This window comes from Holospora curviuscula (assembly GCF_002930195.1).
In the GTDB taxonomy this organism is placed as follows: Bacteria; Pseudomonadota; Alphaproteobacteria; order Holosporales; family Holosporaceae; genus Holospora; species Holospora curviuscula.
The window spans coordinates 38857-54177 of sequence record NZ_PHHC01000080.1 but is presented as its reverse complement, the minus strand read 5'-3'; the positions used below and the strand labels follow the sequence as shown (position 1 = coordinate 54177).

Genomic DNA, 15321 nt, shown 5'->3' with positions numbered 1-15321 from the left:
TTCAAGGGATGAAGGTTTTGGTCCGTTTATTATACTGTCTGCGTATTGTTTGTCTCTAACGTTAGCCATCAAGCATGTGCTATTCGTGTGGCTATCTTTTTAAACCGGCAGTATGCCATCGAATTCTCCTGTTTTATACCAACCATTATAGCCATTAGCAGTAGTTTTCCACGACCCGTATCTAGTTAAATCACGCCAAGATGCTTCCCCCTAGAAAATTGCTTCTGAAGACAAAACTATCTTTGACTCACCACCCTACTTTGATTTTTTTTCATAATCTGTCATCGTCATCAATACCCATTCTTGCCATCGCTACTCTTGCCTTTCCCTTAAATCGCAATAATATGCTTTCTGAACTGGTTTAGGGCCATACTTTAGCTTGCAACAGTCCCTAAAAAGTGTAGTCACAGAGTAAATTGTACTAGAATAGAAGGATATGCAAAAATCCCCTGAAAAGCTTAGCGTCGCCATCATGCCTGGAGCGTTTTGACACCTCTTATTCCCAGGCCGAGAAGAGCTTTTTTTGGGGGCCTGGCCAAAACAACCGGAAATTTATCAATATGGTTTTTGAAGTTTGAAAACGGGCGCTCTGTGACGGGATTACCGCGCGATTACGGCGAGTGGAGCAATACTCATCGCTGATTTATTCGCTTGAGAGATAAGGAAATCTGAGAAAAATTGCTTAAAAACGCAGTTTTCATCCCGATTTTTTGCGACTTGTAATGATTTCACCCACATCGAAGTGCATTCTCATACTGCGGAACTCAAGAAATGAGCTATTGAGGGCTTAACCCCAAGACACACCTAACCGTGAATGCCTTCCTTTGGCATGCCGGTGCAAATGGGTCTCACAAAGGGTAGCTCAAGCTGAATGTACAGTACCGCTCAAAAACGTATCAAATCCCCTAGAGGTAGAGCATTTTTTGGCTCACAAGGCCTATGATAACGATGATATCGTGAATCAAGCGACTAAAAATGGTATGATTTTCATGATTCCAACACAAAAAAACCGAAAAATTCAGCAAAATTACGACAAAAACTTTTATAAACTACATCATTTGGTTGAAAATACCTGCCTTTATCTCAAATAATAGCACTAAATTTTCACACATGATGTCAAAAACACATCCTCATTCGCCATTCTTTTCACATCAGATATTTTATTCTATGGCTCGAAATATCGTAACTATACTATTTAGGGGCATGAAGACCTTCTTTATATTTTTTTATACGCCATACTATGCAAAATTTTTTTACAAATTTTTGAATTTTTTCTCATTCTCCTTCCGCAAAGGGATAGCTTAAATTCAACAAAGTCACAAAAAAATCTATAATCTAAATACTAAGTAGGATAATCCTAAAAATAATCCGTACCCTAAAACGTCGGTAGTAGTCGTTAATAATGGTCCAGAACTGAGGGCTGGGTCTCCAGAAAGACGAGCAATACCAATAGGAAACAATGTTCCTGCAATACCTGCCCACAACATATTAAACAATACGGCTCCCCCTAAAACTAATGCAACGCGCACGTCTTTAAACCATAAAAATGCTAACCCCCCCAACCCCAATCCAAACAAACCACCGTTAAACCAAGAAACGCTCACCTCTTTCCATAAAAATCGTACCATATTAAGCGTATTAAGGTCCCGGGTTGTCAGTGCTCGAATAGCCACGGTAGCAGCCTGCATACCGCTATTTCCTCCCATAGCTGCGGCAATGGGCATCAATACTGTTAATCCTTGTTTAAAATATAAAACTGCCTCAAAATACTGAATGACCAAAGAAATTAAAATTACATCAATTACCGTAATCATTAACCAGTGCAATCGCCCTAAACTCGTTTTCCTAACGGTTTCATGAAAATCTGAGGCGTGAATTCCACCAAGATGCATAAAATCTTCTGCTACTTTATCCTCAATAACGCGCATTACATCGTCCACTGTAATTACACCAATAATACGAGACGCTGTATCAATAACGGGGGCAGAGATTAGCTCATACAACCGAAACATAAAAGTAATTTCTTCTTGACGCCAATCCATAGGAATCGCATGAACATTGCGCGTCATAATTTCTGAGAGCGTTTCTTGCTCTTGACATTTAACAAAAGTAGATAATTCAATGGCCCCCAAAAAACGGCGGGACGCATCCACCACAAACACATCATAAAATCTGGGAGTATGACAAGATCGCATATGTTCTAGCGCTTGAAAAACTTTCCAATGATCTGGAAAGACCAAGACTTCACTTTGCATCAATCCACTGGCAGTATATTGGGGATAACGCAATCGTTCGGAAAAAAAGCGAGATTTTTCTGATGGGAAATAACGCAACACTTCCTGATGTTGCCCCTCTTCTAAGTCTCTTAAAATAATCAACGCATCGTCACTTTCCAAATGCATTAGAATTTTACTCAATTCAGAAATATCAAAGCAATTTGTCACTTCTCTTCGTAAAGAAGGGGACAAAAATAGAAGAATTTCTGCATTAAATTGGTCTTTCAGTCGCATCACACATTGATGACGATGATCTTCTGATAAATGTTGAATTAAATAAGCAATTTCGCTGGGGTATAATCCTTCCATAAGTTTTATTAGCGTTTTATTGTCTTCAGAACCATCCAAAAAAACTTGAAGTGCAGTAATTTTTTCTGCTAAGATCTGCGCTAATCTTCCCTCAGAAAGATTTAAGCTTTTAGAACCCATGTTCATAAGCGCATCCCGTCACCAAAGCGCTTACCTCTAAGAAATCTCTAATAGATATATACGTTTGAATGTACACTGTGTCTCCTTGAATATAAACGCTTCGGGGGAGGGTTAACGTTGAAGGAGCCAGCCAGCTTATGGTTAAAGGATTTTTTTCTTTTATTGAATACACAGTTTGATACAGGGTAGAGACGCCTTTCATAATGCGGACTACACTGTCTTCAGTATGTTCATCACGCTGCCCTAAAAGAAATACGCTGTTGTGTCCGTTCTTCACTTCATTGCGTAACATCATTTTTTTATCTGAAGTTGGCAAATTGCACGCATGAATACGCAACGCTTTAGAGAGCAAAGGAGTGCCAGAAAAACAGGACTCTAATGAATGAGGACTCCCTTCTGGATGAATTACGTGAGCAGTACAAAAATTATGACGCTCCAGTGCCAATAACGCACTTTTAAAAACATTCCACTGATCTTTAGCCTCTAAAGCATAGCTGAAAATTAACGGGGGAGCTAAAAGGGGTAAGTTTCCAATACTTTGCGCAACACATAAACGACCAAAAGTTGGATACGCTTCATAAGCTTGGGAGACCAGCTGAACTTTCAGATCGCGCAGATGATCTACTCCCTTACGCGCAACCCCCGCTTTTATGGCAGCCTCTGCTATCACAAGAGGCAGTCGGGCTCTTAATCGAGGATCGAAAGCTTTTGGAATAAAATAATCTGGACCAAAAGGATGCAATGCGCCTTTATACGCACCGCAAGCTCCCCACTCGCCTTCTTGGGCAATAGTTTTTAATTCTTCAACGCAAGCCCGCTTCATTTCTTCTACAATACAAGAAGCCTGTACCGCCAGCGCACCTTTAAACATATAAGGAAAGCACAATATATTGTTGATTTGGTTAGGATAATCTGATCTTCCCGTACCAACCAAAGCATCAGGATGTACTGCGTACACTTCTTCGGGAAGAATCTCAGGAACAGGATTGGCCAAAGCAAAAATTAACGGACGAGGATTCATGGGAGAAATCATGTCCCCTGTCAGAAGACGACCTCTTGAGAGTCCTAGAAAAACATCAGCTCCTTCCAGGACCTGTCCCAAAGTGCGTTTGAGAGATTTTTGTGCGTAAGGCGCTTTATGGGGAGTAACATGGGCTCGCTCAGTGTGCACAAGTCCTTTTTGATCACACAACCATATGTTTTCTTGCTTTAATCCAAATTTACGCAACAGTTCTAAGGAAGCTAATGCTCCAGCGCCGGCACCATTCACCACCACTACAGCTTCCTCAATAGGAAGCTGTTTTAAATGTAACCCATTTAATATAGCAGCACACACGACAATAGCAGTGCCATGTTGATCATCGTGAAACACAGGAATTGTGAGACGTTCTATCAACGCTTGCTCTACGATGAAACACTCTGGAGCTTTAATGTCTTCCAAATTAATCGCACCAAAGGAAGGTGCCAGGGCTACAATGTGCTCAATGAGTTTATAAGGATCGGATTCTGCCAACTCTAAATCAATACTGTCGAGACCGGAAAAATATTTAATCAAGACAGATTTTCCTTCCATCACAGGTTTAGCGGCTAAGGGACCAATATCTCCCATTCCCAATACAGCGGTTCCATTAGTAATGACCGCCACAAGATGCCCTTTATTGGTTAAGTCGTAGGCGTTATGCTGACAAGAGACGATGGCTTCGCAGGCAAAAGCAACGCCGGGATTGTAGGCAAGAGCTAAATCCTCCCATCCTTCCAAAGGTTTAGAAGGCAACATTTCCCATTTTCCTGCCTTGGGGTAGGCATGATACCTTAAAGAAGGTGTTTCAAATACCACAGCTTATTCTCCTGACCCGTGCACATTTTCGTTAATTTTAGTTTTTAATGACAGCAGTTTCAAGGGCAAGAGAACAATCATAGTTGCTTTCCCACCTTAAACATGCCTATGATTAAATATTGCGACATCTTTTGGAATAAATAAATGTATAACTTTATGCAAAATATGTAATTGACAAGAATGAAAAAAAAAATCATGATAGCATATAAGGATTAAAAATACAGAATACATGTCTTCACCCTTAATGATTCCAGGCCCTCAAGGCAAAATAGAAGCGATTTATTACACTAATAAAAAATCTTCCCAGGTGGTTTTATTAGCCTCCCCCCATCCTAAATGGGAAGGACTTTTAGATCATAGTGTTATGTTTACTATTCATCGAAGCTTTGTGCGCTGTGGATTTGATGTCTTACGATTTAATTATAGAGGTTCAGGTAAATCTGACGGCACTTTCAGCAATGGAGAAGGAGAAATTTCTGATGCAGAAGCTTGTCTAAACTGGCTTGCCGATCGTTACCCCCCTAAAGCACGTTACTGGGTGTCAGGATATTCCTTTGGTGCCTGGATCAGCATGCAGATCTTAATGCGTCGTCCAGAATGTGAACGATTTGTGGGAGTTTCTTTGCGTCCTAATCTTTATCCCTTTGATTTTTTAGCGCCTTGCCCTCACCCAGGATTGATTGTGCACGGCACAGAAGATACGGTAACTCCCTGCGACTTGGTGGTTCGTTTGGGGTATCAGCTTTCAGCACAAAAACGGGGACAAAAAATTAGCTTAAAACTCATTACTGGAGCAGATGAGAAATTTTCAGAGCACCTACGAGAATTGGAGGATCATATTAGCCAATACATTGAGAAAGAAATGGAAACATTAACGCAAGCTCACCCACGATCAGATTCTATAAAGAGTATAGGATTATAACGAAGAGATGATTTTGAAAAATAGCCCTGTAACTGTAAAACTCTTAGTAAAGTACACAGACTTTCTCTACAGCAAAAAAGACGAGTGTTATGTTTCTGTTTAAGCAAAAACAGGAAAAAAATTAAGTTACGATGTTATTCTACCCATACTTAGTACGGGTTTGGATGTTTCTCTCTTTCACGTTACGGTGGTAATATTTGGCCACTGGTTTTTCCACGACATTCAAAATCTTTTAGCAAAACTGTATTAATATTTTTCACAGATTAGTCTTAGTAATCTTAAAAAGTTTTCAAAAGCCCATAGGATGCAGCGAGGAATTCTTTCTTCTGGATACGCAAGATGAAGAAGATATTATAAAAAAATTCTTCTCTGTCAACAGATCGTTTCGGAAGATATGTTAGAAAAGAGTCTTCATTGGAAAAAACTTATTCTTGTTAAGTTACCATTTATTAAAAAAATTTAGACACATTCTGGTAGACAAATGCTAATCTATTAGCACATTAGAGCTTTCCTAGATTTGTTTATTGTTTACGCAGAGGGATCATTTTGTGTAGAAGATGAGGAGAAAGCTGTGTGTGGGTAATAAGCGACTTCGTATCGAACAGATTTTATGCTTCCAAAAAGAAATTTTCAGAAGCTCAAATTATTTTGTTCTGAGGAAAATTGTTGATCTTTTCCTGCCATTCTATCTGGCGCTACTATGTTTTAAGATCAGGGTGTTGAGTTAGAAAAGGAGATAAGATTGAAAGGGATACGAGACAACAAATGGGAAGAAATAAAAGAAAGTTTACCTGGGAAAGAAGGGGATTCAGCACGTACTGGTAACAATGTGGATTGCCCGCAAGGGGGGGATGCAGCGTGCAATAGACCTCTTCGGAAACTCTCATTGTTCTAATTCCATGGTATAGACCCCTGCAATGAGCGTGAATCTCAGCCTAAATCTGTTACGCCTGTTTCTGTATGTATCAGAGATGATTTTGAAGCGTTTGAGTATCCCAATAACGTTTTCATTTAGAGGATTTTTCTTACCCTTCTTTTTTGGAATGTCAGTTCTACTATGGAGTGTTTTCAAGCCTTGATATCCTGTATCCGTAATACCCTTAATTTTAGGATGAATATGAGTTTTTGATTCTTTAAAACCCCTGAAATCATGACGTTTGCCCTTTGAAAAAGCCGTGCATATACCTTCTTGAGTTACTACACCTTGAGTGTTTAAGGGGTGTCTTTTCTTTTTCCCTGAGCAGTAATGCTTTTGTCTTTTTTGGGCGCTCTATTGGGGGTTCTGTTGCATCTATTAACCCCCCTTCATCATTCATATCACGTTTCAAAAGCGCTTTCTTACCTGGCAAAGCAAAATCAGAGTGCTTGATACGCGTGCCCTCTATCCATTTAATCGTATCATAAGCCGTATGCTCACTGACCCCATCGCTTTGACTTATATGGAAATAAGTACGGGTATTCCCGGATGTACTCAAGAGCCATAAGAAGGCCATCCTCTAAAATAAGCGTGTTCTTTCCACCGCCTTTCGCTTTCTTAAGGCCTTCAACTTCTCTCAAAATATCAAGCATCTTTTCAAAAGGTGATCTTTTAACGCCTGTTAAACGACGAAATTTTTCGTCTTCTATATTTTTTATGGTTTCCTCGTTCATGACAGATCCTTCTATAGAGCGTTTACATCAAACTTTAAATTCAATCCAGTTTTCGAAGAGGTCTATTGCCATAATCTTACGGAAAATGATCGAGTGTTTACAAACGGTTTATAAGATGGTCCAAAGCCAGTTTTCGGCAAATGATCTTCAATACCCTTGCAGCAGATACTGATACGCAATGGATCATGATTGATTCCACAATGATTGGCGCGCATCAATACGCCGCAAGCGCCAGAAAAAAATAGAGTCAATGGTCCCCAAGAACAAGAGCCAATTTTAGCACGAAGATTTACGCTGCATGGGATACTTTAAGTAACCCCATCAGATTCATTGTCTCACCTGGTCAGTGCTCTGATTATACAAAAGCCCTTGATTTAATGGAAAATTTTGACTTTAAAGCGCTAGTAGCGGATAGAGGCTACGCGATGTCAATGACATCGTCTATTATGCTGGCAGTAACAAAGCCGTCATCCCCCCACAATTCATGCGAAAACCCCAAAGAATTTGACGCAGCTCTTTATAAAGAACGCACTCTAGTCGAGCAAATGTTCAACAAATTAACCTATTTCAGGCGCATTACACCCAGATATGATACACTTGCACACGCTTTTCTTTCCTTCCTTCATTTGGCTATATCACTCATAATGCTAAAGTAAACTTAAATATAGAAGTAGATTTGCAATTAAACAGATTATTCACACTCATCAAAAGGGGTCGCTCTTATGCTTCTACAGAAAATTTAACGCTCACCAATAAGAACGAAAAATTATTTGAAGCAGACTTTTTAGCAGCACAAATTCCTTACTACGGTATAGAGTTTGTTCATCTTGAGCAAAACAAGAGATTAAAAATCTTTTGGATTATCTTCGTTTGATGCATATCTCTAATAACGATGAAGCTTTTTTTTAAGTAAGTTACAAGCCGCGGCTAAGATACAGCTTTAGCTCATTCACTTTAGAAAAAAACAGACGATGATTTTGAAAAAGCACTTCCAGCGCGTTGTGTAAAGAGAGGATGAGGCATCTCCTATCCTCGCTTTTACACTATATTCATCAATAATGTGACAGTATCCCAATGCCCCTTCCGTGTAGCAAAAAAAGTTTAGCTACCAATCCTATTATATTAAACAAGAAAACACTAGTACCTAGGACTAAAGACTTTTTAAAGTATTTTTAAACCTTTTAACAACAATTTAAAAGCGTGTTTAGATCGCATAAATTTATTCTTAAAATTACAAGCTTCATCTTCTCAAGAAGGGGTTTCTATGATAGTATTAGTAATAGAAAAAATTTAAACTTAATAAAATCTTTTTAGTAGAGTAAAAAAAAGACTTTTTCCTCACGTTCAATACTTGAGTAAAGAAAGCTTAAGAAGAGCGACGCTTAATCTGCGTTATTTTACTGCATTTTGTTGAACCTGACAGAAAACTAAAAGAGTTTACTCTCTCTAGTTTTATTAAGAAGCGCTCTTTTTTAGAAAACAAACGATTTACTCTCAAAAAAATGTATTGTTATGTATTATGTCTCATATTATGTATTTTTGTGAGTAAATAAAATAATAAAAACACCTTCAAGCGCAACGATTTAGGAGCAATTTCGTGAATAAAAATCTTTTTTTTGACGCAAACTTAGAAAATTCTCCATGCGTAAATCTAGAATCTTTTTCTTCAGAAGAATTTTTTAAAAATGTTACAGCGCTCAACGATGCACAAAAATCCGCCATACAAGCAAAAGGACGAGTTTTAGTTTCTGCCGGTGCAGGAACAGGAAAGACCAAAGTATTAACGCTTCGGTACGCCTACTTAGTACAAAGCTGCAAAATTCCGTTAACCCACATTATGGCGGTAACCTTTACAAATCGTGCTGCTCAAGAAATGAAAGGACGTCTTGAACAGTTAATGTCTATTCAAACAAAAAGCTTATGGATTGGGACCTTTCACAGTTTAGCATTACGATTATTAAAAAGTGCACCGGAACGGATAGGACGAAAACCAGGATTTTCTGTTTTGGATACAAAGGACCAGGGGCGTATTATGGGAAAACTCCTCAAGGCTATCAAAGCAAAGCGTCAATATACTTGCCAAACTGTGCTTCACCAAATTAGTCAGTGGAAGTGCCAAACCTGGCTTCCGCATCAGGTTCCCCCTGCTCATGACGAGATTAACCTAACATTATATCATCATTACCAGCAAGAGCTTGAACTAACCAACAGTGTAGATTTTGACGATTTATTATTGTTAAGTTATCATATGTTAAAAGCAGATGAAGCATTATTATCTAAATGGCAGCGATATTTTAAACATATTTTAGTGGATGAGTACCAAGATATTAATAGCCTTCAGTACGGATGGATAAAGCTTCTTGCGGCCCAATCAGAAGGACTGTTTTGTGTGGGGGATGAAGATCAATCTATCTACGGGTGGCGGGGAGCAAGCATTGAAAATATTTTACGTTTCCAAGAAGATTTTCCAGGAGCCCAAATTATTCCTTTGGAAGAAAATTATCGCTCTTCTCCTGCTATTCTTTCTGCAGCCAGCACACTCATTGGCAATAATCATTTACGACATGGAAAAATATTGCGTACCCAGCGTCGAGATGGAGAAAAAATTCAGGTTCAAGGGCTCTGGGACTCAAAAGAAGAGGCAGCCTATGTAATTAAAAAAATTGTTGCGTCTCATCAAAAAGGGCGCCCCTATGCTTCTATGGCGATTTTAATGCGCACCAGCGCTCAAAGCCGAGAATTTGAAGAACGTTTTTTAGTGGAACATATTCCGTATCAAGTGGTTGGATCTATCAATTTCTATGAACGACAAGAGATTAGAGATATGTTGGGATATCTACGCTGGATTCATAATCCCAGTGATGGTCTAGCGTTTGAGCGTGTTATGAACACACCAAGACGGGGTATTGGTCCAGGCGCTCTGGGAAAGATTTATTCTAAAGCGAAAGCAAAAGAATGCTCTTTAGAAGAAGCAGGTCGTATCTTGTGCGAAGAAGAAAAACTTTCTTCAGCCCTGGGAATTTTATTACACCAAGTTCAGAAATGGCGTCGTCATGAGGGTCCTTTAGAACAGTTAGCTGCGCGAGTTTTTCAAGAGTCTGGATATGAAGCCTATCTTCTAAATCAAGGCAATGAAGGGATTTCTCGTCAAGAAAACGTTAAAGAATTTTTAAAAGCTCTAGAAAACTTTCAAAATTTAGAAGACTTTTTAGATCACGTAAGTCTTCTTCTAGAATTACGGGCAAGATCTTCTCAAGATAGTGTATCGATACTCACTTTGCATGCCGCCAAAGGACTCGAATTCGAAGAAACATTTTTAGTAGGTTGGGAAGAACAGTTATTTCCCCATGCGCGCTGTTTAAGTGAACGGGATTTAGAGGAAGAACGACGACTGGCTTACGTAGCATTAACACGCGCTAAAGAACGTGTTAATATCACGTTTGCGTGGAATCGTCGGACGCTTCAAGGACAGATGCCATCTTCTCCTTCTCGCTTTATTCAAGAATTACCAGCAGGAGAAATAGACTTACGTCTTTCTTTGGAAAAAGCCAGTGCTTCTTCCATGAAGCATTTTCCTAGTGCACCTAAAGGGGTATCAGTTTCCTCCTCACAAGAGGCTATTCGTCCTGGAGTGCGATTATTTCATCAGGTTTTTGGATGGGGTATAGTAGAATCCTATCATGGCAATGTCGTACAGTTGGTATTTAAACAATACGGAACAAAAAGTGTCATGGACAGCTTTCTTTTTTTTACAGAACAAAAATGAAGTTGCTTCAAGAGTGAAGGCTTGTTATGATCACCGCACTGATCACAAGTATTAGACTAGCTCCAATAACACCCTGATCTTAAGATTCTGATGTTTTCAGACAATTTAAAGGTCGTATACAAAACTTTTAAAGTCCCATACAATAATATGAAGCTAATCAAGTTTAAACCTTTCCAAAATAGTAGTAGCCGACTCATCAAAACATGGAAATACTCTCTCAAAGTTTTTCAGTGTTCTAAAAAACCATTCTTTTTGGTCTAAGGATGCAATTTTTTTTAAACATTGCTCCACTGTAAATAGAACACCTCCAGACCACATCATACCCTGGAAAGGATATTTTTGTGGGACGTAATCCTCCTGAATTTTCCACTTAGACTCAACGTACAAAAATTATACAAACTATTGCATAAAATAAAAAAATCTTCTAGAATTACTGGTCTATGCCCAAGTGGCGAAATGGTAGACGCGCTAGGTTCAGATCCTAGTAAAGGTTACTTTAGTGGAAGTTCGAGTCTTCTCTTGGGCACAAAACACTTTTTTTAGTTGCATGCCGTTAGCGATAAGTGCTGATGTTTTTCAAAACAATTCACTGTGTTGTGTGTGAGAAAGGATTGAACTGAGAAAGGGAACAAAAGCGTTCACTCCATAAGCTCTTGCACTTCGGCTTACTTTGCTTTACCATGAGTACAAATTGACACACTATGTCCATGCTATACGCTTCTTCTAAGCGCCTGGAAATTCCTACCACTTTAGACTTGGAAACAAAACTATCTTATTTTCGTTTGGCACGTTCAGAAAATATAGGCCCCATGGGGTTTTTTCATCTTATTGAAAAATTTAAACACCCAGAAAACGCGCTAGCTCGGTTAAAAACTCAGCCTGCTTACAAGGGCCGAATTTGCTCTGTAGATGAGGCTCGTCAAGAGCTAGAGATGCATCAAGAACAGCACTATCACTTAATTTCTTATTTCGAACCTGAATACCCCAGCACTTTACGACAATTAAAAGATCCTCCCCTATTTTTGAGTGTATGTGGAAAACTGGAGCTTTTAAAAAGTACGTGTTTTGCTGTTGTGGGTGCAAGAAACGCTTCTCAAAGTGCACGAACATGGATTAAACAGCAGATTTCCTCTCTTAAATCTTCGTCGTACACCATCACATCAGGATTAGCCCGAGGTATCGACACCTGGGCCCACGAAACTGCCTTAGAAGAAAAAATGCCCACCATTGCCGTTATCGCAGGTGGCTTAGGGCACATTTATCCTTTAGAAAACAAAGGGTTATATCATAGGATCGCACAACACGGTGCTATTATTTCGGAGGATCCATTACATTTATCTCCTCAGGCTCAACTGTTTCCCAAAAGAAATCGGATTATTTCTGGGCTTTCTTGGGGAATTTTAGTGATTGAAGCAAGTTATAAGTCCGGAGCTTTGCTCAGCGCAAAATACGCATTAGACCAAAATCGATGCGTGTTTGTGGTGCCAGGACATCCCTTGGATTCCCGCTCTCATGGCGGAAATAAACTTATTAAGGAGGGAGCATGTTTGGTAGAAACCGCTTCAGATATTCAGAAAGAATATCCTCTGAATCTTTCTAAGAGAACATTTTTTGCACAAGAAGAGGAAGAGGAAAAAGAAGAGTATCTTTCGCCTTCTAATCCATCTTCTTTATTTTTTCACACGGAAGAAAAAGACGAGGAAGAAAAAATAGAACATACTTCTATGCTTCGCGTATTACTTGAGCGCATTAGTTGTGTTCCCACCCCCATTGAAACGCTCAGAAAAGAGCTAAAAATTTCTTCCATTCGTTTACGAGCTCTTCTGGTAGAGTTAGAGTTACAAGGATTGGTTGAACAGTATCCTGGAGATGCGATCATTGCGATTCCTCAGGAAGGAGGAAGTTATGTCGAAGCTCATTGTTGTTGAGTCCCCTAAAAAAGCTAAAAATATCGCCCAATACCTTCCAGGGGACATTGTTTTGGCAAGCGGAGGACATGTTCGAGCTTTGCCCACAAAAATCACTGCAGTTCGTCCAGAAGCCTCTTTTGCATTAACATGGCAACTGGTGGAAAAGACAGAAAAGAATCTAAACTCTATTAAAGATGCTGTACAAACCGTAGATACGCTCATTTTAGCAACAGACTTAGATCGAGAGGGAGAAGCTATCGCCTGGCATATTTTGGAATATCTTAAAGAACAAGAGGCGCTTCCTAAAAATTTAAGAGTGCAGCGAGTTGTATTCAATGCGGTGACGAAAGAAAGCGTTCTGAAAGCTCTAGAAAATCCTAAAGAAATTAATCAAGATTTAGTAGACGCACAAATTGCTCGTTCCGCCTTAGACTTGATGGCGGGATTAGGATTATCCTCTATGTTGTGGCGTAAAGTTCCTGGGAGCCGTTCCGCAGGTCGAGTTCAGTCTGCAGCGTTGCGGATTGTAGCGGAACGGGAAACTGCCATTATTGGGTTCCAATCTCAAGAATACTGGTCTATTGAGGGAAAATTTTTATGTGATGACCCTTCTTATGGATTAGACGCTCAATTGATTCAGTTTAATGGGGAAAAACTCGATAAACTCGCTATTCCCAACGAGGCCTGTGCTCAAGCTTGGGCAGAAACTTTACGCCCCCTTGCCTATCACGTCGCTTCTATTGAGCAAAAAAACGTTCAACGAGTGCCACATCCAGCGTTTATTACCTCTTCACTTCAACAAGAAGCGTCGAGTGTTTTAGGCTTTTCGCCAGCAAAAACTATGCAATTAGCACAAAAATTATATGAGGGGATCCATATTCATGGACAAATTCTAGGATTAATTACCTACATGCGCACCGATAGTCTACATCTTGTACCGGAATTTGTAGATCAAGCTCGAGCCTACATTCAAGAAAACTGGGGAAAAGACTATCTACCCTCTAAAGCTAGGCAGTATAAAGCTAAAAAGCATTCTCAAGAAGCTCACGAAGCCATTCGTCCCACAGACCTTAAATGGTCTCCTGAAGCTATTCAGCCCTTTTGTCAAAACCACCTGGAGGAATGGAAGCTTTATACTCTAATTTGGAGACGTACGCTGGCCAGTCAAATGGAAAATGCGCTCTACCAACAGACTCGGGTCGTGATTGAAACTCATGATGGTAGAGCAGCATTCAAGACGACCGGGTCTATTCTTCAATTTTTGGGATTTCTTGCGGTCTATCGTGGTAGTAATGAAGAGGAAAATAATGATCGACTTCTCCCTTCCGCTTTGCAAAAAGGACAACAGTTAAGAGCGAGTGATATTTCCTGTTCTCAACACATGACCCAACCTCCAGCACGATTCAGCGAAGCGTCTCTTGTAAAAGAGTTAGAAGATTTAGGTATTGGACGTCCTAGTACTTATGCTCGAATTTTACAAGTATTACAGGATCGAGGCTATGTGAGAAAGGAAAAAAAGCGTCTTATTCCGGAAGAGTTAGGAATGTTGGTATGTGCTTTTTTAAAAAAATTTTTTTCTAAGTACGTGGACTACGACTTTACGTCAAATTTAGAAAATCAGTTAGATAGCGTATCTACCGGTGAATTGGCGTGGCGCAGTTTATTGGAAGAATTTTGGGGTCCTTTTTCCCAGGCATTGGAACAAGTAAAGCCTGTGAGTGTTTCCGATGTTCTAGAACATGTGGAAGGTCAGATTCTTGATCTTTATCTTCCCCATCGACAATGTCCTAGATGTGGAGAAGGACGTTTAGAGCTACGTTTGGGAAAAGCTGGTCCCTTTGCAGGATGTTCTGGATATCCAGATTGCACGTATTTATCCGGTCTTCAACAAGAAGGCGCCCATAGTCAGGGAGATCTTGGAGTTCACCCCATAAATGGAAATCGCATAGAAAAAAAGCAAGGCCCTTATGGTGGATATGTTATGTGTGAAGATAAACGAGTTTCCAGCGATTTATTTTGTAAATTTGAAGCATTAGATTTAAACAGAGCATTATGGTTATTGGAATTACCAAAATCATTAGGAACTCACCCAGATGGGGGAGAAGTGATCTTGAATATTGGACGATTTGGTCCCTATCTGCGCTATAATGAGACCTTTTTTTCTTTAAAACAGAGAGAAGAGGCTCTGATGGATTTTTCCTTAGAAAAAGCTTTAGAACGTATTCAACAAAAAAAAGTAGAATCTAACAGAGGATTTTCTAGGAATCAAGCTAAAAAGACTTCAAAGAGTAAAGCTAGGTCCAAGATTGAAATTAGCTCTGCAAAAATCAAGGGAAAATCCAAGACAGAAGGTTCTGCAATAAAGACTAGAGCGGCATCTAAGACCGAAGAGCTTGTAGTAAAGACTAGAGCGGCATCTAAGACTGAAGGTTCTGCAGTAAAGACTAGAGCGGCATCTAAGACTGAAGGTTCTGTAGTAAAGACTAGAGCGGCATCTAAGACTGAAGGTTCTGCAGTAAAGACTAGAGCGG

Annotated in this window: 9 protein-coding genes, 1 tRNA gene and 1 pseudogene; 6 read left to right on the top strand and 5 right to left on the bottom strand. The window is 39.6% G+C overall.

Going from position 1 to position 15321, the window contains the following annotated elements; all coding sequences use genetic code 11:
* Positions 1-1328 precede the first annotated feature (1328 nt).
* Positions 1329-2711: a magnesium transporter gene (gene mgtE, locus HCUR_RS03105; protein WP_104206699.1), complete on the bottom strand. Its 1383-nt coding sequence runs from the start codon at positions 2709-2711 to the stop codon at positions 1329-1331.
* On the bottom strand, positions 2695-4542 hold the full coding sequence (locus HCUR_RS03100; protein ID WP_104206698.1) for a malic enzyme-like NAD(P)-binding protein: 1848 nt from the start codon (positions 4540-4542) through the stop codon (positions 2695-2697). Before HCUR_RS03100 ends, mgtE begins: the two co-directional genes overlap by 17 nt.
* Positions 4543-4771: 229 nt before the next feature.
* On the opposite strand from HCUR_RS03100, the gene HCUR_RS03095 reads away from it, so the two are divergent.
* Positions 4772-5464 (top strand): alpha/beta hydrolase, encoded by a 693-nt coding sequence (locus HCUR_RS03095; protein WP_104206697.1) that lies wholly within the window; start codon positions 4772-4774, stop codon positions 5462-5464.
* An 883-nt stretch (positions 5465-6347) separates the two neighbouring features.
* On the opposite strand, the pseudogene HCUR_RS03090 reads toward HCUR_RS03095, so the two are convergent.
* A pseudogene (locus tag HCUR_RS03090) lies at positions 6348-7114 on the bottom strand (transposase family protein).
* 62 nt (positions 7115-7176) lie between these two features.
* Entirely contained in the window at positions 7177-7329 is a 153-nt protein-coding gene (locus HCUR_RS08430; protein WP_165780693.1) for a hypothetical protein, read from the bottom strand.
* Positions 7330-7790: 461 nt separating this feature from the next.
* Here HCUR_RS08430 and HCUR_RS08425 point away from each other — a divergent pair, with 461 nt between their 5' ends.
* Both HCUR_RS08425 and HCUR_RS03075 read left to right on the top strand, forming a co-directional pair.
* A complete protein-coding gene (locus tag HCUR_RS08425; RefSeq protein ID WP_104206695.1) occupies positions 7791-7988 on the top strand; it encodes a hypothetical protein in 198 nt (65 codons plus the stop codon).
* Positions 7989-8711: 723 nt separating this feature from the next.
* Entirely contained in the window at positions 8712-10880 is a 2169-nt protein-coding gene (locus HCUR_RS03075; RefSeq protein WP_104206694.1) for an ATP-dependent helicase, read from the top strand.
* Positions 10881-11033: 153 nt separating this feature from the next.
* On the opposite strand, the gene HCUR_RS03070 is transcribed toward HCUR_RS03075, so the two are convergent.
* Positions 11034-11267 (bottom strand): hypothetical protein, encoded by a 234-nt coding sequence (locus HCUR_RS03070; RefSeq protein ID WP_104206693.1) that lies wholly within the window; start codon positions 11265-11267, stop codon positions 11034-11036.
* 55 nt (positions 11268-11322) lie between these two features.
* On the opposite strand from HCUR_RS03070, the gene HCUR_RS03065 reads away from it, so the two are divergent.
* The 3 genes from HCUR_RS03065 to topA all read left to right on the top strand — a co-directional run.
* A tRNA-Leu gene (locus HCUR_RS03065) sits at positions 11323-11406 on the top strand.
* A 181-nt stretch (positions 11407-11587) separates the two neighbouring features.
* Positions 11588-12808, top strand: a complete 1221-nt coding sequence (dprA, locus tag HCUR_RS03060; RefSeq protein WP_165780692.1) for a DNA-processing protein DprA — start codon at positions 11588-11590, stop codon at positions 12806-12808.
* On the top strand, positions 12786-15321 hold a 2536-nt coding region (gene topA / locus HCUR_RS03055), incomplete at its 3' end, for a type I DNA topoisomerase (protein WP_165780691.1). The genes dprA and topA, both read left to right, overlap by 23 nt.